This window comes from Streptomyces virginiae (assembly GCF_041432505.1).
GTDB lineage: Bacteria > Actinomycetota > Actinomycetes > Streptomycetales > Streptomycetaceae > Streptomyces > Streptomyces virginiae_A.
On record NZ_CP107871.1, the window covers coordinates 4138337 to 4157844 of the forward strand.

Here is a 19508-nt window from a genome sequence, read left to right on the forward strand (position 1 = left end):
TCAACGCGCGTAGCTCTACCAGGGGGTAGCGGTATCGCGTTGGTTACGCGCAGAAGAAGCACCGACCACGCGCCCGCACTCCACCCCTCCCCACGGCGGTCGTAGGCTCGTGTCATGACTGACGCAGCAGCGGCCCTGGAGCCGGGACGGCAGATTCAGACCCTCGACGAGCTGACGGAGGAACAGGCGAGCGCCGTACTCGACCTCATCGACGACGCGGCACGTACGGACGGCACCACCGCCGTGTCCGAACAGGGCCGGCTCCAGCTGCGCGGGGGGCCGCGCGAGGGGATCCGGCACCTCCTGCTCACCGAGGGCGGCCGGCTCTCCGCCTACGGGCAACTGGAGGACACCGACCCGGTGGAGGCCCCGGCCGCCGAACTCGTCGTACACCCGGCTCTGCGCGGGCGCGGCCACGGGCGGGCCATGGGCACGGCCCTGCTGGCCGCCTCCGGCAAACGACTGCGGGTCTGGGCGCACGGCGGCAAGTCCGCCGCCCGGCACCTCGCGCAGGTGCTCGGCCTGACCCTCTTCCGCGAGCTGCGCCAGCTGCGCCGGCCACTGGCAGGAGGAGCCCCGCTGCCGGAGCCGGTGCTCCCGCCCGGGGTGACCGTACGCACCTTCGTGCCCGGCGCCGACGACGCGGCCTGGCTCGCGGCGAACGCGGCCGCCTTCGCCCATCACCCCGAGCAGGGCTCGCTGACCCAGCGCGACCTGGACGACCGGATCGCGCAGCCGTGGTTCGACCCCAAGGGCTTCTTCCTCGCGGAACGCGACGGCGAGCTCGTCGGCTTCCACTGGACGAAGGTCCACGCGGCCGAGCAGCTCGGCGAGGTCTACGTGGTCGGCGTCCGCCCCGGCGCCCAGGGCGGCGGTCTCGGCAAGGCCCTCACCGCGATCGGCCTGCGCCACCTGGCGGCCCAGGGCCTGCCGACGGCCATGCTCTACGTGGACGCCGACAATCCGGCGGCCCTGGCGGTGTACGAGGGCCTCGGCTTCACCACCCACGAGGTGGACCTGATGTACCGCACGGAAAGCTGACCGCCCCGGCCCCGCCGGATCCAAGCCCCGCCGGGCCGAACCAGCCCCGCCGGCGTTCGAGGCGGGGGTCCGGGCAGCGCCCGGCGGGGGCCCGAGGGCGGCGCCCCCGCCACGGCGCCGCACCCGCGCACGCCGGGGCACACCGGCCCCCGCCACCCCGCCGGGAGGCGGTTCGTGCACCCCGCCGGACCCGGGAAGCCACACGCCATTAACCAGGCATTCAGACGCGCTTGCGACTCTCCCCCAATGCAGCCCCGACTCCGACTGACGGCCGACACTTCCGACGTGCCTGTCCTCCCGCGTGCGCGGAAGAATGGAGTCATGAGCCACCAGCCCAGCGCAGACCCCACCGAGGTCCCCGCCCAGCACCCGTCTCACACCCCCGGCGCCGCCCCCGGCCGGGCCGTCACCGGAGCCCATGCCCGCATAGGGTCCATCTCCGCGCACCGCCCGCACGTCGACCTCGAACCCGATCTCGACGCCGATCTGGACGCCTACGAGGACAAGGACGGCGACGACGAGCTCCCCCCGGGACGCTTCCTCGACCGGGAGCGCAGCTGGCTCGCCTTCAACGAGCGGGTGCTGGAGCTCGCCGAGGATCCGACGACGCCCCTGCTGGAGCGCGCCAACTTCCTGGCGATCTTCGCGAGCAACCTCGACGAGTTCTTCATGGTGCGCGTGGCCGGCCTCAAGCGGCGCATCGCGACGGGCGTCGCCACCCGTTCGGCCTCCGGCCTGCAGCCCCGCGAGGTGCTGGACCTCATCTGGACGCGCTCGCGCGAGCTCATGGCCCGGCACGCCGCCTGCTTCCAGCAGGACATCTCCCCGGCACTCGCCGAGGAGGGCGTCCACCTGATCCGCTGGCCCGATCTCACGGAGAAGGAGCAGGCCCGCCTCTTCACCCTGTTCCGCAACCAGATCTTCCCCGTGCTGACCCCGCTGGCCGTGGACCCCGCGCACCCCTTCCCGTACATCTCCGGCCTCTCCCTGAACCTGGCCGTGGTCGTACGCAACCCCGTCAGCGGCCACCGCCACTTCGCCCGGGTCAAGGTCCCGCCGCTCCTGTCCCGCTTCCTGGAGGCCTCCCCGCAGCGCTACGTCCCGCTGGAGGACGTCATCGCCGCGCACCTGGAGGAGCTGTTCCCCGGCATGGAGGTGCTCGCGCACCACATGTTCCGGGTGACCCGCAACGAGGACCTGGAAGTGGAGGAGGACGACGCCGAGAACCTCCTCCAAGCCCTGGAGAAGGAGCTCATGCGGCGTCGCTTCGGCCCGCCCGTCCGGCTGGAGGTCGAGGAGTCCATCGACCCCGGCGTACTGGACCTGCTGGTCCAGGAACTGAAGGTCAACGCCTCCGAGGTCTACCCGCTGCCCGGCCCGCTGGACCTGACCGCCCTCTTCGGCATCGCCTCGCTGGACATCCCGGAGCTGAAGTACCCGAAGTTCGTCGCCGGCACCCACCGCGACCTCGCCGAGGTCGAGTCCGCGTCCGCGCCCGACATCTTCGCCGCCCTGCGTGAGCGGGACGTCCTGCTGCACCACCCGTACGACTCCTTCTCCACCTCGGTGCAGGCCTTCCTGGAGCAGGCCGCCGCCGACCCGGACGTCCTCGCCATCAAGCAGACGCTCTACCGCACCTCCGGCGACTCCCCGATCGTGGACGCCCTGATCGACGCCGCCGACTCCGGCAAGCAGGTCCTCGTACTCGTCGAGATCAAGGCCCGCTTCGACGAGCAGGCCAACATCAAGTGGGCGCGCAAGCTGGAGGAGTCCGGCTGCCACGTCGTCTACGGCCTCGTCGGCCTCAAGACCCACTGCAAGCTGTCGCTCGTCGTCCGCCAGGAAGGCGACCAGCTGCGCCGCTACTCGCACGTGGGCACCGGCAACTACCACCCCAAGACCGCCCGGCTCTACGAGGACCTCGGCCTGCTCACCGCCGACCCGCAGGTCGGCGCGGACCTCTCCGACCTCTTCAACCGACTGTCCGGCTACTCGCGCCGCGAGACCTACCGCCGGCTGATGGTGGCGCCCCGCTCGCTGCGGGACGGACTGATAGCGCGGATCGACAAGGAGGCCGCCCACCACAAGGCCGGCCGCCCCGCCTACGTCCGGCTCAAGATGAACTCGATCGTCGACGAGGCCCTCATCGACTCGCTCTACCGGGCCTCCCAGGCGGGAGTGCCCGTCGACATCTGGGTGCGCGGCATCTGCGCGGTGCGCCCCGGGGTCCCCGGGCTCTCGGACAACATCCGGGTCCGCTCGATCCTCGGCCGCTTCCTGGAACACTCCCGGGTCTTCGCCTTCGGCAACGGCGGCGAACCCGAGGTGTGGATCGGCAGCGCCGACATGATGCACCGCAACCTCGACCGCCGTATCGAGGCACTGGTCAGGGTCGCCGACCCGGCCCACCGCGCGGCACTGGACCGGATGCTGGAAACCGGGATGTCCGACGCCACCTCCTCCTGGCACCTGGGCCCGGACGGCGAGTGGACCCGGCACAGCACGGACGCGGACGGCCAGCCGCTGCGGCACGTACAGGAGACGCTCATAGACGCCCGGAGGCGCCGGCGTGGCTCAGCCAAACCATGACCCGATTACGGCGACGGCGGACGCAGGTGCCGTGCTCGGCACGTACCTGCGCGCCCAGGCCACCGCTTTCCTGCGCGCGCTGCGCCTGCACGGTGAAAGCACGGCGAGCGGGGCCGATGCCGCCGATGGAAGCGATGCGGCGCGCGGCCTGCGGGGGGCTGCGCGCCGCATCAGCGGATCCCTGGCCACCTTCCGGGTGGTGACCGAGTCCTCCTGGGCCGACGGGCTGCGCACCGAGCTGGTGTGGCTGTCCTCGACACTGGCCGACGAGCACGCGTACGCGGCCCGGCTGACCCGGCTGATGGACGCCCTGCACCGGCTGTCAGGGTCCCCGGAGCTGCCCGCCCCGCGCGGTTCGGCCGGCGCGCTGACGGTGGGCTCGGCGCGGGCCGGCGCACTGCTGGAGCGGCAGCTGACCCTGGCCCGTACGCGCGCCCACTCGGCCACCCTCCAGGCCCTCGGCTCCTCCCGCTTCCACGCGGTGGCGGACGCGGTGGCGGTGCTGGCCTCGGAGGTGCCGCTGGACGCGGTCGCGGCCCGGGGCCGGGTGTCGGAGGTACTCGTCCCGCTGGCGTCCGTGGCCGAAACCCGACTGTCGGCGGCGGTCACGGCCCTGCCCCCGGTCGACGGGGCCCATCCGTACAACGCGGACCACGACGGGCCCTGGCACGAGGTCCGCCGCCTGCTGCGGGTCCACCGCTACGCCCGGGAGGCCCTCGGCGAGGACGTGACCCGCCCGGCGGCCGCGGGCGAGGCCCTGGACCGTCACCGGGACGCGGCCGAGGCGGCGACCGCCTCGGCGACGGCGGCCCGCACCCCGCGCATCGCCCCGGCGACGGCGTACGCCCTCGGTGTCCTGCACGCCGACCAGCGCCACGAGGTCGAGGCCGCGCGTCTCGCGTTCCGGCATCTCTGGCTTCCCGAGCCCGCGGTCACGTCGCGATAACGTCGGGGTAACGGATGATGACGGCTGTGGGCGACGCGGCCGGGACGCACCGGGTCGTCCGCCACGGTTCACCATCCGTTCACTCGGCCCGGTCGGCTGCTTCACCTGTTCTGCCTAATTTCGGTGATGCACGGAGCGAGTCGCCCGGAGGTCGAGCAGCTCAGCCGCGCACAACCGACGTAGTCCTCTTCGCACGCCGCCCCGATTCAGAAAGCGGCCGGCGGCTTCTGGAAGGAACACCCGAAAGTGAAGCTTCAGCGCAAGAACATGCTTCGTGCCTCCGCCCTCGGGGCGCTTGTCGTGTCCGGCGCCCTGGTCCTCACGGCGTGCGGCTCGGACGACAACACCAAGACCGCCGACGGCTCGGCGAAGCCCTCCGCGGCCGCCGCGGGCGACATCAAGTGCGACGACGCCAAGGGCAAGCTCCTGGCCTCCGGCTCGTCCGCGCAGAAGAACGCGATCGAGCTGTGGATCAAGAACTACATGGCCGCCTGCTCCGGCGTCGAGGTGAACTACAAGTCCTCCTCCTCCGGTGAGGGCATCGTCGCCTTCAACCAGGGCACCGTCGGTTTCGCCGGCTCCGACTCGGCGCTGAAGCCGGAGCAGGTCGAGGAGTCGAAGAAGATCTGCACCGGTGGTCAGGGCATCGACCTCCCGATGGTCGGCGGCCCGATCGCCCTCGGCTTCAACGTCGCCGGCGTGGACAAGCTGAACCTCGACGCCGCCACGGTCGCCAACATCTTCAACGACAAGATCAAGAAGTGGGACGACGAGGCGATCAAGAAGCTGAACCCCGGCGTCACGCTTCCCTCCACCGCCATCCAGGCCTTCCACCGCTCCGACGACTCGGGCACCACCGAGAACCTCACCAAGTACCTCAAGGCCACCGCGGGTGACGCCTGGCCGTACGAGGCCGCGAAGAAGTGGGCCGCCCCGGGCGGTCAGTCGGCCTCCGGCTCCTCCAGCGTCGCCGCCCAGGTCAAGCAGGTCGACGGTGCGATCGGCTACTTCGAGCTCTCCTTCGCCAGCTCGCAGAACATCAAGACCGTCGACCTGAACACCGGTGCCGCCGCCCCGGTCAAGGCCAGCGGTGAGAACGCCTCCAAGGCCATCGCCGCCGCCAAGGTCGCCGGCACCGGCTCCGACCTGGCCCTCAAGCTCGACTACACCACCAAGGCCGAGGGCGCCTACCCGCTCGTCCTGGTGACCTACGAGGTCGTCTGCGACAAGGGCAACAAGGCCGAGACGCTCCCGACCGTGAAGTCCTTCCTGAACTACGCCGCCTCGGACGCCGGCCAGAAGGTCCTGCTGGAGAACGGCTACGCGCCGATCCCGGCCGAGATCAACACCAAGGTCCGCGAGGTCATCAACGGCCTCGGCTAAATCCTGACCCCCGAGGTGTCGGCCACCCCCGTCCGGGCAGCCGACACCTCGGGGACCCCTCCCCTTCACCCGGGGGAATCCGGTGCACCGCCGCCAGGGGGCCTGCCCCCCACACAGACCGGAAAGACCATGGCTTCCACCACACCCACCCAGATAGACACGGCTCCGCCTGTCGCCAAGAGCGGAGGATCCACCGGCCGCGCCGGTGACAAGATCTTCGCCGGGCTCTCCAAGGGCTCCGGCATCCTGCTCCTGGTGATCATGGCGTCGATCGCCGCCTTCCTCACCTACCGCGCCTCGATCGCCCTGTCGAAGAACGAGGGGAACTTCCTCACCACCTTCGACTGGAACGCGTCGGCCAACCCGCCCGTCTTCGGCATCGCCGTCCTGCTCTTCGGCACCGTCGTCAGCTCGATCGTCGCGATGGCCATCGCCGTTCCGATCGCTGTCGGCATCGCCCTGTTCATCTCGCACTACGCGCCGCGCAAGCTGGCCGCGCCCCTCGCGTACACGGTCGACCTGCTGGCCGCCGTGCCGTCGATCATCTACGGCATCTGGGGCGCCCTCTTCCTCGTCCCGCAGCTGAACGGCCTGAACCTCTGGCTCGACGAGTACCTGGGCTGGACCTACGTCTTCGACAAGACCCAGGTCGGCGTGGCCCGTTCGCTCTTCACCGTCGGCATCCTGCTCGCGATCATGATCCTGCCGATCGTGACCAGCGTCAGCCGTGAGGTCTTCCTCCAGGTCCCGCGCATGAACGAGGAGGCCGCCCTGGCCCTCGGCGCGACCCGCTGGGAGGTCATCCGCATGTCGGTGCTGCCCTTCGGCCGCTCCGGCGTCATCTCCGCCTCGATGCTCGGCCTCGGCCGCGCGCTCGGCGAGACCATGGCCGTCGCGACCGTCCTCTCCCCGAGCTTCCTGATCTCCGGTCACATCCTGGACCCGGGCGGCGGCACGTTCGCGCAGAACATCGCCGCGAAGTTCGACGAGGCCAACGAGTTCGGCCGCGACGCGCTGATCGCCTCCGGTCTGGTCCTCTTCCTGCTCACCCTGCTGGTCAACGGTGCAGCTCGCCTGATCATCGCTCGCCGCAAGGACTTCTCGGGGGCGAACGCCTGATGAGCCACGCACTCCAGGACCCGCGCCCCACCCGGGACCGCAAGTCCGCCGCCCCCGCCGGCCTCACCCGCGGCGGCCTGCCCCGCTGGGCACCGGCGGCCGTCGCGGCCGTCTCGATCGCCCTCGGCTGCGGCATCGGCCTCGTCTTCGGCCTCGACAGCAAGATCCAGTGGGGTCTGCTCGCGGCGCTGCTCTTCGTCGCCGTCACCTACACCGCCAGCGCGGTGATCGAGAACCGCCGCCAGGCCAAGGACCGCGTCGCGACCTCCCTCGTGTGGGTCTGCTTCGTCCTCGCGGTCATCCCGCTGCTCTCGCTGATGTGGACCACGATCAGCCGCGGCCTGAAGCTGCTGAACGGCAACTTCCTCAGCCACTCCATGAACGGCGTGACCAGCTTCGACGAGGGCGGCGGCGTCTACCACGCCCTCCTCGGCACCATCGAGCAGGTCGCCCTCGCCACGCTGATCGCGGCCCCCATCGGCCTGCTGACCGCCGTGTACCTGGTCGAGTACGGCAAGGGCCGCCTCGCCAAGTCCGTCACCTTCTTCGTCGACGTCATGACCGGCATCCCCTCCATCGTCGCGGGCCTGTTCATCCTGACGACCTGGAACCTGATGCTCGGCTTCGGCCCCTCCGGCTTCGCCGGCGCCATGGCCCTGTCGATCCTGATGATGCCGGTCGTGGTCCGCTCCACCGAGGAGATGCTCAAGCTCGTCCCGAACGAGCTGCGCGAGGCCGCCCTCGCCCTCGGTGTGCCGAAGTGGCGCGTGATCCTCAAGGTCGTGCTCCCGACCGCGATCGGCGGTATCTCCACCGGTGTGATGCTGGCCGTCGCCCGCATCGCCGGCGAGACCGCCCCGATCATGCTGCTGGTCTTCGGCTCCCAGCTCATCAACGGCAACCCCTTCGAAGGCGCCCAGTCCTCGCTCCCGCTCTACATTTGGGAGCAGTACAAGGTCGGTAGTGAAGCCTCCTACGACCGGGCATGGGCCGCGGCCCTGGTCCTGATCGCCTTCGTCATGATCCTCAATCTGGTGGCCCGCGGCATCGCCCGCTGGAAGGCCCCGAAGACCGGTCGCTGACGCGACTCATGAAAGCGAAGTGACCCCTCATGGCGAAGCGAATCGACGTCTCCGGACTGTCCGCCTTCTACGGCACCCACAAGGCCATCGATGACATCTCGATGACCGTGGAGCCCCGCTCCGTGACGGCCTTCATCGGCCCGTCCGGCTGCGGCAAGTCCACCTTCCTGCGCACCCTCAACCGCATGCACGAGGTCACCCCCGGCGGTCGTGTCGAGGGCAAGGTCCTGCTGGACGACGAGAACCTGTACGGCACCGGCGTGGACCCCGTCGCGGTCCGTCGCACGGTCGGCATGGTCTTCCAGCGCCCGAACCCCTTCCCCACCATGTCGATCTTCGACAACGTGGCGGCGGGCCTGCGGCTGAACGGCAGCTTCAAGAAGTCCGAGCTCACGGACATCGTCGAGAAGTCGCTCCAGGGCGCCAACCTCTGGAACGAGGTCAAGGACCGCCTGAACAAGCCCGGCTCCGGCCTCTCCGGCGGCCAGCAGCAGCGTCTGTGCATCGCCCGCGCCATCGCGGTCGAGCCCCAGGTCCTGCTGATGGACGAGCCCTGCTCGGCCCTCGACCCGATCTCCACCCTGGCGATCGAGGACCTGATCGGCGAGCTCAAGGAGCGCTTCACGATCGTCATCGTGACGCACAACATGCAGCAGGCGGCCCGCGTCTCGGACCGCACCGCCTTCTTCAACCTCTCGGCCGTCGGACAGCCCGGCAAGCTCATCGAGCTCGACGACACGGACCGGATCTTCTCGAACCCGTCCGTCCAGGCGACCGAGGACTACATCTCGGGTCGCTTCGGCTAAACCGGGACCGGACGTCCTGCGGTGCTGCATGGCGGTGCCACCGCAAGGCGAAAGAAAGAAAAAGGGCCGGCTCCCCCTGGGTGGGGGGAGCCGGCCCGCTTTCGTTCCCGGGTCCTACACGAACGCGAGGTCGACGACCCAGAAGCTCAACGCGGCGACCACGGCCGCGGCCGGCATCGTGATGAACCAACCCAGGACGATGTTCTTGGCGACACCCCAGCGGACCGCGTTCACGCGCTTGGTCGCACCCACACCCATGATCGCCGAGGTGATCACGTGGGTGGTGGAGATCGGCGCGTGGAAGAGGTACGCCGAGCCGAACATGATCGAGGCGCCCGTGGTCTCGGCCGCGAAGCCCTGCGGCGGGTCCAGCTCGATGATCTTGCGGCCGAGGGTGCGCATGATGCGCCAGCCGCCCGCGTACGTACCCAGCGACAGCATCACCGCGCACACGACCTTGACCCAGACCGGGATCGCCTCGTCGGCGCTCTGCACATCGGCGATGACCAGCGCCATCACCACGATGCCCATCGTCTTCTGCGCGTCCTGGAGACCGTGGCCGAGCGCCATGGCGGCCGCCGACACGGTCTGCGCGATACGGAAGCCGTGCTTGGCCTTGTGCGGGTTGGAGCGGCGGAACATCCACAGGATGACCACCATCACCAGATAACCGGCCACCAGACCGACGACCGGCGAGGCGAACATCGGGATGACGACCTTGTCGATCACCCCGCTCCAGATGACACCCGTGCCGCCCGCCAGCGCCGCGCCCACCATGCCGCCGAACAGCGCGTGCGAGGAGGACGAGGGCAGACCGAAGTACCAGGTGATCAGGTTCCAGACGATCGCACCGACGAGCGCCGAGAACAGGATCCACATGCCCCGCGTGCCCTGGGGCGTCTCGATCAGGCCCTCGCTGACCGTCTTGGCGACGCCACTGCCGAGGAAGGCTCCGGCGAGGTTCATCACGGCCGCCATCGCCAGCGCCGCGCGCGGGGTCAGCGCCCGCGTCGAGACGGAGGTCGCGATCGCGTTCGCCGAGTCGTGGAAACCGTTCGTATAGGTAAAGCCGAGCGCGACGCCGATGGTCACGACCAGAGCGAAGGTGTCCACGAGGTTCAGGACTCCTTGACCGCGATGGTCTCCACCGTGTTCGCGACATGCTCGAACGCGTCGGCCGCCTCTTCGAGCACGTCGACGATCTGCTTGAGCTTCAGCACCTCGATGGCGTCGTACTTGCCGTTGAAGAGCTGGGCGAGCAGCTTGCGGTGGATCTGGTCGGCCTGGTTCTCGAGGCGGTTGACCTCGATCCAGTACTCGGTGAGGTTGTCCATCGTCCGCAGGTGCGGCATGGCCTCGGCGGTCAGCTCGGCCGCGCGCGCCAGCACCTCGATCTGCTGCTCGACACCCTTGGGGAGCTCCTCCACGTTGTAGAGGACGACGAGGTCGACGGCCTCCTCCATGAAGTCCATGATGTCGTCGAGCGACGAGGCCAGGTTGTAGATGTCCTCGCGGTCGAACGGCGTGATGAAGGAGGAGTTCAGCTGGTGGAAGATCGCGTGGGTCGCGTCGTCCCCCGCGTGTTCCGCTGCCCGCATCCGCTCCGCGATCTCGACCCGGGCGGAGGAGTCCGCTCCGAGCAGTTCCATCAGGAGCTTGGAGCCCGTGACGATGTTGTCCGCGGATGCGGCGAACATGTCGTAGAAGCTCGTCTCCCTGGGGGTCAGACGAAATCGCACGTGAGGTCCTCGGGGTGCATTGGATTCGGTCAGGCTGATGCTAGGCGCATCCCTCGGCCACGGCTAACCGGCCGTTCCCCAGTGTCCTCCATCGGGCAGAGTGAGGACCACGGACCCCTGCCCCGGGCGGCGCGGCCCAGTACCCTATACCCATGAGGGGTATGCATTCCGCATGCACCCCTCGTTCCGGACCACGGGAGGACGTATGACGACCATCGAGGCGGAAGGCTCCGGAGCCGTCCACGGCTACCACCACCAGAAGGACGAGCACCTCAAGCGGCTGCGCCGGATCGAGGGCCAGATCCGCGGCCTCCAGCGACTCGTCGACGAGGACGTCTACTGCATCGACATACTCACCCAGGTCTCGGCGAGCACGAAGGCACTGCAGTCCTTCGCGCTCCAGCTACTGGAGGAGCACCTGCGGCACTGCGTCGCGGACGCGGCGGTCAAGGGCGGCACCGAGATCGACGCCAAGGTCGAGGAGGCCACCAAGGCCATCGCCCGCCTCCTGCGCACCTGACCGGCGAACCTCGGCCGCGCGCATCGCCGGCCCCGCGCACCCTCCAGCCCCGCCGGCGTCCGAGGCGCGGGGTCGGGGCGGAGCCCCGGCAGCGGCGCGAGCGTCGGCGCGGCTCGGGCACCGGCTAGTGCCCGAGCAGGACCTCGTCGATCCGGTCCAGGCTGAGCCGCTCCTCCACGGCAGCCGAGGCGGCGATGATCAGCTCACCGCACAGCTCGATCTCGGCGAGAGCAACGTGGTCCTGCACCGTCGTACCGCCTGCGGGAGTCACGCGTGTCACCTCAATCTGCCACCGGCCAGCGGCCGTCATCGGTCATACCGCACCGCACCACGCGCCGGCGCCCGGCTTCTCAGCGTAGGGAGGCCCTGCCGTCCACCGCATGACACGGATGGACCATTTCCGGATACCCGACCGTGGCCCGATCGCGCCGCCCGCTCCCCCTCCGCCTCACTGGTCGGAGATCTTCCCGGCGTAAATGTCCCCACTTGCGGGCAATACGACGGTCACCGGCGTCCCGAATCCGTACAGCAGCGTGGTCGAGGACACATCGATCACGCCATTGTTGACGTACGTGAACCGGTGCCTGACCTTCCGCAAGCGCCCCTCCTCGTCGAGGTAGGCGTCGAACGGCACCGTGTCCGTGCCGAACCCTTTCGCCGCTGCCGCCAATGCCCCCCGCACCTCCGGCGACGCGCTTCCCGCGGCCCGCCCGATGTCCGTGATCCCCCGGTAGTGCCGCACCTTGGTGCCCGCCACCTCGGTCTCCCCCACGTACGTCACCTCCTGCGCGCCCCGCAGCAGCTCGGCCGCGACCAGCGGATCGGTGGCCCCGCCCGTGACCAGGTTCCCGTCGTTCAGGGTCGTCGTGTCGACCCGGACCCACTTGTCGTCCGGGACGCCCGCGCCCCGGTTCTTCATGTAGAGCGCGCCGGGCACGAGCAGCTCGGTGATCGGCCGGTGCTCGGCCTTGCCCTTCACATCGGCCGGGAGCATCACGATGAGCTGGCCCATCCGCTTCTTGAAGTCGACCCCGCCCTCGCCGCGGATCGTGACGCGGGTGCCGCCCGTCGCCATCTCCATGGCCGTACGGGCCCGGGCACTGCCGGTCCTCGTCAGTACGTCGGCGGCCCCGCGGACCACCGCCGCCGCGTCCGCCGGGGGGCGGCCGTCGCTCGCTTCGCCCGCGCCGCACCCGGTCATCGTCGAGACCGCCAGGGTGACACCGGCGGCGAGTACCGCCTCACCCGCACGCCCGCGCGGTCGCCTGTGCTGGTGATCCACCATCGCCTGCCAACCCCCAACGCATGACCGCTGCTTGCCCGAGGCCCCCACCCGCTCCGTTTAACGAGGTCCGGGGTTTCCCGTCACGGGGGCGCACCCTCCCCGCGCGCCGCCCGCCCCGGTACCGTGGACCTGTGGAACCGCATACCGACGCGACCCTGGTCCCTCCGCTCGACTCCCTGCCGCTCCCGGGGCCGCACGCGCGGCCGGAGCCGCCGACCGGCCACACCACATCCACCGCCGACCGCGGATCGTTCTGCCTGGCCGTCTGCACCTGCGGCTGGAGCGGTCCGGCCCGCCGTTCCCGCGACCTGGCCCGCAAGGACGCCGCCCGACACACGGGCTAGGGCTTGTCTTTCGGATCAGGCCGGGCCTGATCCGAAAGACAGGGCCTAGCCCGTTCGGACCGGCCGGCTGGCCGGGGTACGCCGCAGCGGATGCCCTTGACTCATGCCAGGTTCCGCAGCCCGCCGCGCGGCCCTTCTCCGGGCCCTGCTCATCGTGTCCGTCCCGGCCGCCGTTGCCTGGGCCCGACCCGCGGGCTCGGCGGACAGCCCCGCCGACGTGGCCCTGGCCGTCGGGCTCACCACGGCGGCGGCCGCGGCGACCGGCTGGTGGCTGCGTTCCCGGCACCGCCGCGACTCCGACGGCGGCGAGCCCTGATGCGCCGCTCCCGGCCGAAGGCGGTGCGGGTGTGCTTCGGGGCCGCGGTGCTGTGCCTGCTGGCGGCCGCGCTGCTCGCCGTATGGAACACGTACGCGCAGACCTGATCGGGGCCGGGCCCCGTCACGCCACCGGTGTCAGGCGGCGAGGTCGCTCTCGTGCGTGGGCGGGGTCTGGGCCTGCGGGAGCCCGACCGGCCGGGGCAGCGCGAGGTGCTTGGCCCGTACGAGCCGGCCACAGCGCCGCGAGCGGGCCACCGCCCGCACCAGCGGGGTCAGCGCCGCCATCGCGAGCGGCGCGAGCAGGAGCACCACGGCGGTGCCGAGCGCGAGGCCGCCGATGATGTCGGTCGGGTAGTGGATGCCCATGTAGACGCGGCACAGGCCCTCGGCGAAGGCCAGCCCGATCCCGACGAGGCCGAACTTCCGGTTCGCCACGAACAGGCCAACGCCCAGGGCCATCGCGAGGGTGGTGTGGCCGCTGACGAAGGAGAACTCGGTGCGCCCGAGCCCCCAACCGAAGGCGGGATCGAGGACTTGCAGGCCCTCGTGCTGGCGGAACGGACGCTGCCGCCCGACGAATTCACGCAGCGGCACATTCACGAGCAGCGCCAGCCCGGCGGCGAGCGGGGCCCAGACGAGCGCGGCGACGGATTCGACGGCGGCGGACTCGTCGTGGCGGCGGGCACCACGCCAGCACCACAGGACCAGGAGCACCAGGGCCAGCAGGATCCCGTACTCACCGGCCAGGCTCACGACCCGGTCCAGCCACGCCGGAGCGTGCCGAGCCGCTCCGTTGATCTCGTACAGCAGGCTGACATCCACGTTCGGCCCACCTGTTGTGAGTCCAGCCATGGTGACGCGGCCCCTTGCCCTTGCCGTGGTTCCCCTGCGGAACGCACCCCTGTGTGCGCCCCTCCACCCCCACCTTGACCAACCCCCGCGCCCATGGAACGCCCGTTCTGGCTCCTACGTTCCATTCTCCACGCAATGATCACTCCAACGTTATCGAAGAGTGACTCATCGTCGCAGCTCAGGGCCTTTGCCTTACGGTGAGTTACGAAGCCGAGCGACCGGCTTCGGGTCGCTCCGGCAGCGCCTCCGCACCGTCCTTGGTCACGCGCGTCGCACCGAAGTAGTCCGGGGTGTCGATCTTGTCGAAACGGATCACGGCGCCCGTGTACGGGGCGTTGATCATGTACCCGCCGCCCACGTAGAGCCCGACGTGCCGGATCTCCCGGGAGTTCGTCAGATCATCGGAGAAGAAGACGAGGTCACCGGGCAGGAGTTGATCCCGCGAGGGATGCGGCCCGGCGTTGTACTGGTCGTTCGCCACGCGCGGCAACTCGATGCCGACGGTCTCGTACGCGGCCTTGGTCAACCCGGAACAGTCGAACCGTCCGTCCTGATCGGGCGTCCCGTTGCCACCCCACAGATACGGCGTGCCGAGCTGCTTCTGCGCGAAGTAGATCGCCCCGGCGGCCTGTTGCGAGGGCGCCACCCGCCCGACGGGCCGTTCGAAACTCTTGGCCAGCGTCGTGATGGCCTTCACGTACCCCTGCGTCTCGCGGAACGGCGGCACACCCTGGTGCTGCGTCACCGCACCGGGGCCGGCGTTGTAGGCGGCCAGCATGTTCGCCACGGGATCCCCGGGCACCTTGCGCACGTACCGGGCGAGTTCGCAGTCGTACGAAGCGGCCGAGGGAATGGCGTCGTTCGGGTCCCAGATGTCGCGGTCGCCGTCACCGTCCCCGTCGATCCCGTGCGTGGCCCAGGTCCCGGGGATGAACTGGGCGATACCCCGCGCATCGGCTGGACTCACGATGGTCGGGTTCCAGCCGCTCTCCGAGTAGAGCTGCGCGGCGAGGATGGCCGGACTCAGGGTCGGGCAGAGAACGCCCCACTTCTGCACCAGGGCCTGGTACTTCCCCGGTACGGCGCCCTTGGCCAGCCCGACCTGACGGCCGCCGGCGTTGGCGATGCCCGCGGCGGCCGAGTACGTACCGACCACGAGGAGAGCCACGAAGCACAGACACGCCCCGAAGCCGATCCCGCCGATCACCCAGAATCTGCGCACCCGTCAACCCTCCCCCATCGGCCGGTCTCTCACCGGGATTCACCGTGACGTGTCGGATTTATCCCTTTTGCGGCCCGCTGTCGAAGCCATCGCAGACCAATGTCGTGTGTTCCGTATCCGAGACGGCATGCCGGAACACCACCGTCCAGCCGCCGGGATCCTGCGACAGCGGAGGTGCTTTGACGGTCTTTCCGTTCAGCCGCATGGAGAAGTCGTCCGGGTACGTGACGGACTTCCACTCCACCTCGTCACCTTCGTACAGGTCTTGGGCCTTGGCAACGAAACCGAGCTGCCGATTGTCGGTCACCGCGGTGGACCGGCCGTTCTCGTCGACCTCGTGCTGCGGCTTCACGACGACGGCCACGTAGTACGGCGGCACGTCGGGGAGCGCGTTCTTGACCCGGAAGGCGATCCTCACCTTGCCCGACCTCAGCTGCGGGTCGTCGATGGTCCGGGGCACCGAGGTCTGGAAGTCCAACATGCCGTCCTCCGCGTCGGTCCGGGCGCAGGCACGATGGATGGGGTTGTAGTCGTCGAGGTTGGGCTCGGTCTGCCTGATGTACGTGGGCGGACCGGCCGGGGACTTCGACGCGGAAGCGCCCGGGCCCGCCTCACCGGCGGCGGGCGTCCGCACGGCGGGGCTCCGGTCCTGGTCCCGCCCGCCGGCCCGGTCGTCCTCGCCCCCCGGACCTCCCTGACCCCCCAACGGCACCTTCCACACCGCCACGACCCCGACCACCGCCGCGACCCCGACGGCCATCCACACGCCCGTACGACGCATCCGCCCGCGCCCCGGTGTGACCACGACCGCGGCCCCCGCCGCGACCTGGGTCGGGGTGTAGCCGTGCGCCAACCCCGGCCCCTGCGTCCGCATCTCGTGCACCGGCACGGCCTCGCCCAACGCACCGAGCCCGAGGTACACCGGATCGTCGATCAGCGCGTCCCGGACCCCGCAGCGCTCGATGACCTCGCGCAGGCCCGGCCGCACTGCCGGATCCTTCGCCACGCACGCCTCGATCAGACCCGCCAGACCCGGCTCCACCCCGACCACGTCGACCGGCTCGTGCACCGACCGGTAGCTCACCGTCGTCGCCACGCCCGTACCGAACGGCGGCCGCCCGGTCGCCGCGTACGCGAGGGTCGCGCCCAGCGCGAAGACGTCCGCCGCCGCCCCGGCCTCCGCACCCAGCAACACCTCGGGCGCGCTGTACCCCGGCGTGCCCGGAGCCTGCCCGTCCTGCGTGAGAGCCGTCTCGCCGACGCCCCGCGCGATGCCGAAGTCGATGAGCTGCGGCCCCTGCGCGCCCAGAATGACGTTCTGCGGCTTGAGGTCCCGGTGCGTCACCCCGTACGCGTGCACACTCGCGAGCCCCTCCGCCAGCGCCGCGAACAACCGCCGGCAGGTGTCGGCGGGCAGGCCGCCCCGCTCCGCCACGGCATGACCGAGCGTCGGGCCCGCCACGTACTCGGTCGCCAGCCAGTACGGCGCCACCGCCAGCGAGGCGTCGATCAGGTTCGCCGTGTACGCCGACCGCACCGCACGCACGGTCTCGGCCTCACGCCGGAACCGGGCCAGGGCCTCCGGATGCCCGGTGATCTCGTCCCGGATCACCTTCACCGCGACGAGGCGCCCACCGGGCGACCGTGCCAGGTAGACCTGCCCCATCCCTCCGGCACCGAGCCGGGCCAACAGCGCATGCGCCCCGATCCGGGCGGGGTCGACGTCTCTCAGGGCCTCCACCAGCCCGAGCCTGCCACACCGACTTCCGCTGCACCCAGGCGGGTTGAGCGCAACGGAGCCAGGATCCGACTAGGAACGCGGCGCCACGAACAGACTCTGCGCGCTCCGCCCGATCGGCCCCTTCTCGTCGTGCAACCGCGCGTCCGCGAGCCCGATCCCCGCCGCGTCCACACTCGTACGGGCCTCCACGCACGCCCACTCGCCCACGGGATGGCGGTGCAGGTGCACGGTCAGGTCACCGTTGATGAACACGTACCGCCCGAAGTCCATCACCGAACTGATCCCGTTCCCCGAGTCGGCGGCGATCAGCACCCGGTCCAGCGGCCTGGGCTCCTCCCCGGCGATGAGCGGCACCTTCATCCGCATCCAGCAGGTGCCGGGGCCCAGTTCGACGAAGGCGCCCTCGGTGAACCGGGTCTCCATGGCCGAGTGGTAGCCGACCTCCCACGGCACCGGGAAGAACGGCGTCACCTCCACCTCCCCGGGCGGCGGCAGCTGCGGCCCCGGGACCACGGCCGGTACGGCCTCCGGCGCGACCCGGATCCGCAGGGCCCGCGCCAGCATCACGGGCGCGCCGCCCACCGGCGCGAGGGTCGCCTCGATGACCTCGGTCCCGCGCCCGGCCCGCAGCACACCGGTGGTGATCTCCAGCTCGCCGATCGGCACCGGGCGCAGGATCTCGTACGTGATGCGGGCGACCCGCATGTCCGTCCGCGCACCCGGCCGCTCCTCGACGGCCCGCCCGAGCAGCGCGGCCGGCGGCCCGGCGTGCTGCGACCCCGGGTCCCACGGCCCCCGCGTGTACTCGGTGGCCAGGAACCGCCCGGCGTCGACCCTCTCGAAGAATCCCTCGTACCCCTCGGCAGCACCCATACCGGCCACGCTACCGACAGGTAACCCAGGCCACCAGCCCCTGCGCCCGCCTCAGCGGGCGAACCCCAGCCCCACCCCCAGCCCCACCAGCACCGACCCGATGGCCCGATTCAGCGCCTTCTGCGCCTTCAGCATCCGGTCGCGCAACCGCGAGACGGAGAAGAACAGCGCCACCGCCCCGAACCAGCCCAGGTGCGCCGCCGACATGAACAGCCCGTAGCCCACCTGCTGCCACACCGGCGTCTGCGGGTTCACCACCTGCGTGAAGGTCGACACCACGAACAGCGTCGTCTTCGGATTGAGCACATTGGTCAGGAACCCCGACCTCATCGCCCCCAGCCGGGTCAGCTGCGGCTTCGACTCCAGGTCCACGGTCAGCTCGGCCCGCGCCCGGAAGGTACGTATCCCGATCCACACCAGATAGGCCGCACCCGCCAGCTTGATCGCGGTGAACAGCGCGGTGGAGGAGGCGATCAGCAGACCGACCCCGAGCATCGTGTAGGAGACGTGGACCAGCACACCGGCCGCGACGCCCGCGGCGGCGAACAACCCGGTGGGACGCCCGTACAGATAGCTGTTACGGACCACCATGGCGAAATCGGCGCCGGGACTGATCACGGCGAGAAGGGTGATGACGGCGACTGCGATCACTTCTGTCATACGGGGATGCTCACCGTCCCGGCTCCGTGGATCAAGCCATTCCGGACAGCCGAGGACGCACGCGCGACGGGGGACAATGGACGACGTGCCCAGTAGCCCCGCCACCCCCGCCCCCGCGCCCGCCCCCCTGCCGGTCCTGCAGGCCGACTGCGCGAACTGCTTCGCGCTCTGCTGCGTGGCCCTGCCCTTCGCCAAGTCCCACGACTTCGCCGTGAACAAGCCCGCCGGAACCCCCTGCGGCAACCTCCAGCAGGACTTCCGCTGCGGGATCCACACCCGGCTTCGCGACAAGGGCTTCCAGGGCTGCACCGTCTTCGACTGCTTCGGCGCGGGACAGCAGGTCTCCCAGGTCACCTTCGGCGGCCGCGACTGGCGCGCCCACCCCGGCACGGCCCGCCGGATGTTCGAGGTCTTCCCGGTACTGCGGCAACTGCACGAGCTGCTCTTCTACGTCAGCGAGGCCCTGACCCTCCCGGCCGCCGCTCCGATCCACGCGGACCTGCGCCGGGCCCTGGCGGAGACCGCGGAATGGACCCGGGCCGACGCGGAGGCCCTGGTGGACCTGGACGTCGGCGCGCTCCGGCAACAGATCAACACCCTGCTCCTGAAGACGAGCGAACTCGTACGGGCGAAGGTCCCGGGACGCAAGAAGAACCACCGCGGCGCGGACCTGATGGGCGCCCGCCTCTCCGGAGCCGACCTCCGCGGCGCGAACCTCCGCGGCGCCTACCTGATCGCCGCCGACCTCACCCGCGCCGACCTCCGCACGGCCGACCTGATCGGCGCGGACCTCCGCGACACCGACCTCCGGGGCGCGGACCTGCGCGAGGCCGTCTTCCTCACCCAGCCCCAGCTGAACGCGGCCCAGGGCGACCCGACGACCCGAATCCCCCCCACCCTCACCCGCCCCACCCACTGGACCTGACCCCCGCTTTCAGCCCCGCCGGCGTTCGAGGCGCCCTTCAAGCCCCGCCCCCATCCAGCCCCG

Annotated in this window: 20 protein-coding genes; 11 read left to right on the plus strand and 9 right to left on the minus strand. The window is 70.6% G+C overall.

Annotated elements, in window-relative coordinates; all coding sequences use genetic code 11:
- Positions 1-114 precede the first annotated feature (114 nt).
- The 7 genes from mshD (at position 115) to pstB (ending at position 8966) form a co-directional block, all read left to right on the plus strand.
- A complete protein-coding gene (mshD, locus tag OG624_RS19295) occupies positions 115-1041 on the plus strand; it encodes a mycothiol synthase (protein ID WP_033225917.1) in 927 nt (308 codons plus the stop codon).
- Between the two features lie 321 nt (positions 1042-1362).
- Positions 1363-3630, plus strand: coding sequence for an RNA degradosome polyphosphate kinase (locus OG624_RS19300; protein WP_033225918.1), 2268 nt, complete (start codon positions 1363-1365; stop codon positions 3628-3630).
- Positions 3611-4576 (plus strand): CHAD domain-containing protein, encoded by a 966-nt coding sequence (locus OG624_RS19305; protein WP_033225920.1) that lies wholly within the window; start codon positions 3611-3613, stop codon positions 4574-4576. Before OG624_RS19300 ends, OG624_RS19305 begins: the two co-directional genes overlap by 20 nt.
- 246 nt (positions 4577-4822) lie before the next feature.
- Positions 4823-5959 (plus strand): phosphate ABC transporter substrate-binding protein PstS, encoded by a 1137-nt coding sequence (pstS, locus tag OG624_RS19310; RefSeq protein ID WP_033225921.1) that lies wholly within the window; start codon positions 4823-4825, stop codon positions 5957-5959.
- 129 nt (positions 5960-6088) lie between these two features.
- Positions 6089-7078 carry a phosphate ABC transporter permease subunit PstC gene (pstC, locus tag OG624_RS19315; protein ID WP_030768174.1) on the plus strand — a complete coding sequence of 330 codons (990 nt, stop codon included), beginning with the start codon at positions 6089-6091 and terminating at the stop codon, positions 7076-7078.
- Positions 7078-8160, plus strand: a complete 1083-nt coding sequence (gene pstA, locus OG624_RS19320; protein ID WP_033225922.1) for a phosphate ABC transporter permease PstA — start codon at positions 7078-7080, stop codon at positions 8158-8160. The genes pstC and pstA overlap by 1 nt, the downstream gene beginning before the upstream one ends.
- A gap of 29 nt (positions 8161-8189) precedes the next feature.
- On the plus strand, positions 8190-8966 hold the full coding sequence (gene pstB, locus OG624_RS19325) for a phosphate ABC transporter ATP-binding protein PstB (RefSeq protein WP_030009312.1): 777 nt from the start codon (positions 8190-8192) through the stop codon (positions 8964-8966).
- Positions 8967-9080: 114 nt separating this feature from the next.
- Here pstB and OG624_RS19330 read toward each other — a convergent pair whose 3' ends face one another.
- Together OG624_RS19330 and OG624_RS19335 are read right to left on the minus strand one after the other, a co-directional pair.
- The gene (locus tag OG624_RS19330; protein ID WP_033225923.1) at positions 9081-10079 is read right to left on the minus strand and encodes an inorganic phosphate transporter; all 999 of its coding nucleotides are present in this window, start codon (positions 10077-10079) and stop codon (positions 9081-9083) included.
- Between the two features lie 5 nt (positions 10080-10084).
- Entirely contained in the window at positions 10085-10705 is a 621-nt protein-coding gene (locus tag OG624_RS19335) for a DUF47 domain-containing protein (RefSeq protein WP_033225924.1), read from the minus strand.
- A gap of 205 nt (positions 10706-10910) precedes the next feature.
- Between OG624_RS19335 and OG624_RS19340 the strand changes: the two genes are divergently transcribed.
- Positions 10911-11225 (plus strand): metal-sensitive transcriptional regulator, encoded by a 315-nt coding sequence (locus tag OG624_RS19340; protein ID WP_030009310.1) that lies wholly within the window; start codon positions 10911-10913, stop codon positions 11223-11225.
- A gap of 124 nt (positions 11226-11349) precedes the next feature.
- On the opposite strand, the gene OG624_RS19345 is transcribed toward OG624_RS19340, so the two are convergent.
- On the minus strand, positions 11350-11496 hold the full coding sequence (locus OG624_RS19345; RefSeq protein WP_244291003.1) for a hypothetical protein: 147 nt from the start codon (positions 11494-11496) through the stop codon (positions 11350-11352).
- Between the two features lie 177 nt (positions 11497-11673).
- On the minus strand, positions 11674-12510 hold the full coding sequence (locus OG624_RS19350; protein ID WP_161293253.1) for a hypothetical protein: 837 nt from the start codon (positions 12508-12510) through the stop codon (positions 11674-11676).
- A 131-nt stretch (positions 12511-12641) separates the two neighbouring features.
- Between OG624_RS19350 and OG624_RS19355 the strand changes: the two genes are divergently transcribed.
- Both OG624_RS19355 and OG624_RS19360 read left to right on the plus strand, forming a co-directional pair.
- Positions 12642-12854 carry a hypothetical protein gene (locus OG624_RS19355; RefSeq protein WP_033225927.1) on the plus strand — a complete coding sequence of 71 codons (213 nt, stop codon included), beginning with the start codon at positions 12642-12644 and terminating at the stop codon, positions 12852-12854.
- 103 nt (positions 12855-12957) lie between these two features.
- On the plus strand, positions 12958-13170 hold the full coding sequence (locus OG624_RS19360; RefSeq protein WP_033225928.1) for a hypothetical protein: 213 nt from the start codon (positions 12958-12960) through the stop codon (positions 13168-13170).
- 137 nt (positions 13171-13307) lie between these two features.
- On the opposite strand, the gene OG624_RS19365 is transcribed toward OG624_RS19360, so the two are convergent.
- The 5 genes from OG624_RS19365 to OG624_RS19385 form a co-directional block, all read right to left on the minus strand.
- On the minus strand, positions 13308-14024 hold the full coding sequence (locus OG624_RS19365; RefSeq protein WP_033225929.1) for a phosphatase PAP2 family protein: 717 nt from the start codon (positions 14022-14024) through the stop codon (positions 13308-13310).
- A 202-nt stretch (positions 14025-14226) separates the two neighbouring features.
- A complete protein-coding gene (locus OG624_RS19370) occupies positions 14227-15246 on the minus strand; it encodes a C40 family peptidase (RefSeq protein ID WP_266352374.1) in 1020 nt (339 codons plus the stop codon).
- Positions 15247-15304: 58 nt separating this feature from the next.
- Positions 15305-16987 (minus strand): serine/threonine-protein kinase, encoded by a 1683-nt coding sequence (locus tag OG624_RS19375; protein WP_371639633.1) that lies wholly within the window; start codon positions 16985-16987, stop codon positions 15305-15307.
- Between the two features lie 69 nt (positions 16988-17056).
- Complete coding sequence (locus OG624_RS19380; protein ID WP_371639634.1) at positions 17057-17860, minus strand: thioesterase family protein; 804 nt, start codon at positions 17858-17860, stop codon at positions 17057-17059.
- A gap of 51 nt (positions 17861-17911) precedes the next feature.
- A complete protein-coding gene (locus tag OG624_RS19385) occupies positions 17912-18520 on the minus strand; it encodes a LysE family translocator (protein ID WP_030728571.1) in 609 nt (202 codons plus the stop codon).
- 76 nt (positions 18521-18596) lie between these two features.
- Between OG624_RS19385 and OG624_RS19390 the strand changes: the two genes are divergently transcribed.
- The gene (locus OG624_RS19390; RefSeq protein ID WP_051763899.1) at positions 18597-19445 is read left to right on the plus strand and encodes a pentapeptide repeat-containing protein; all 849 of its coding nucleotides are present in this window, start codon (positions 18597-18599) and stop codon (positions 19443-19445) included.
- Positions 19446-19508: the final 63 nt, after the last annotated feature.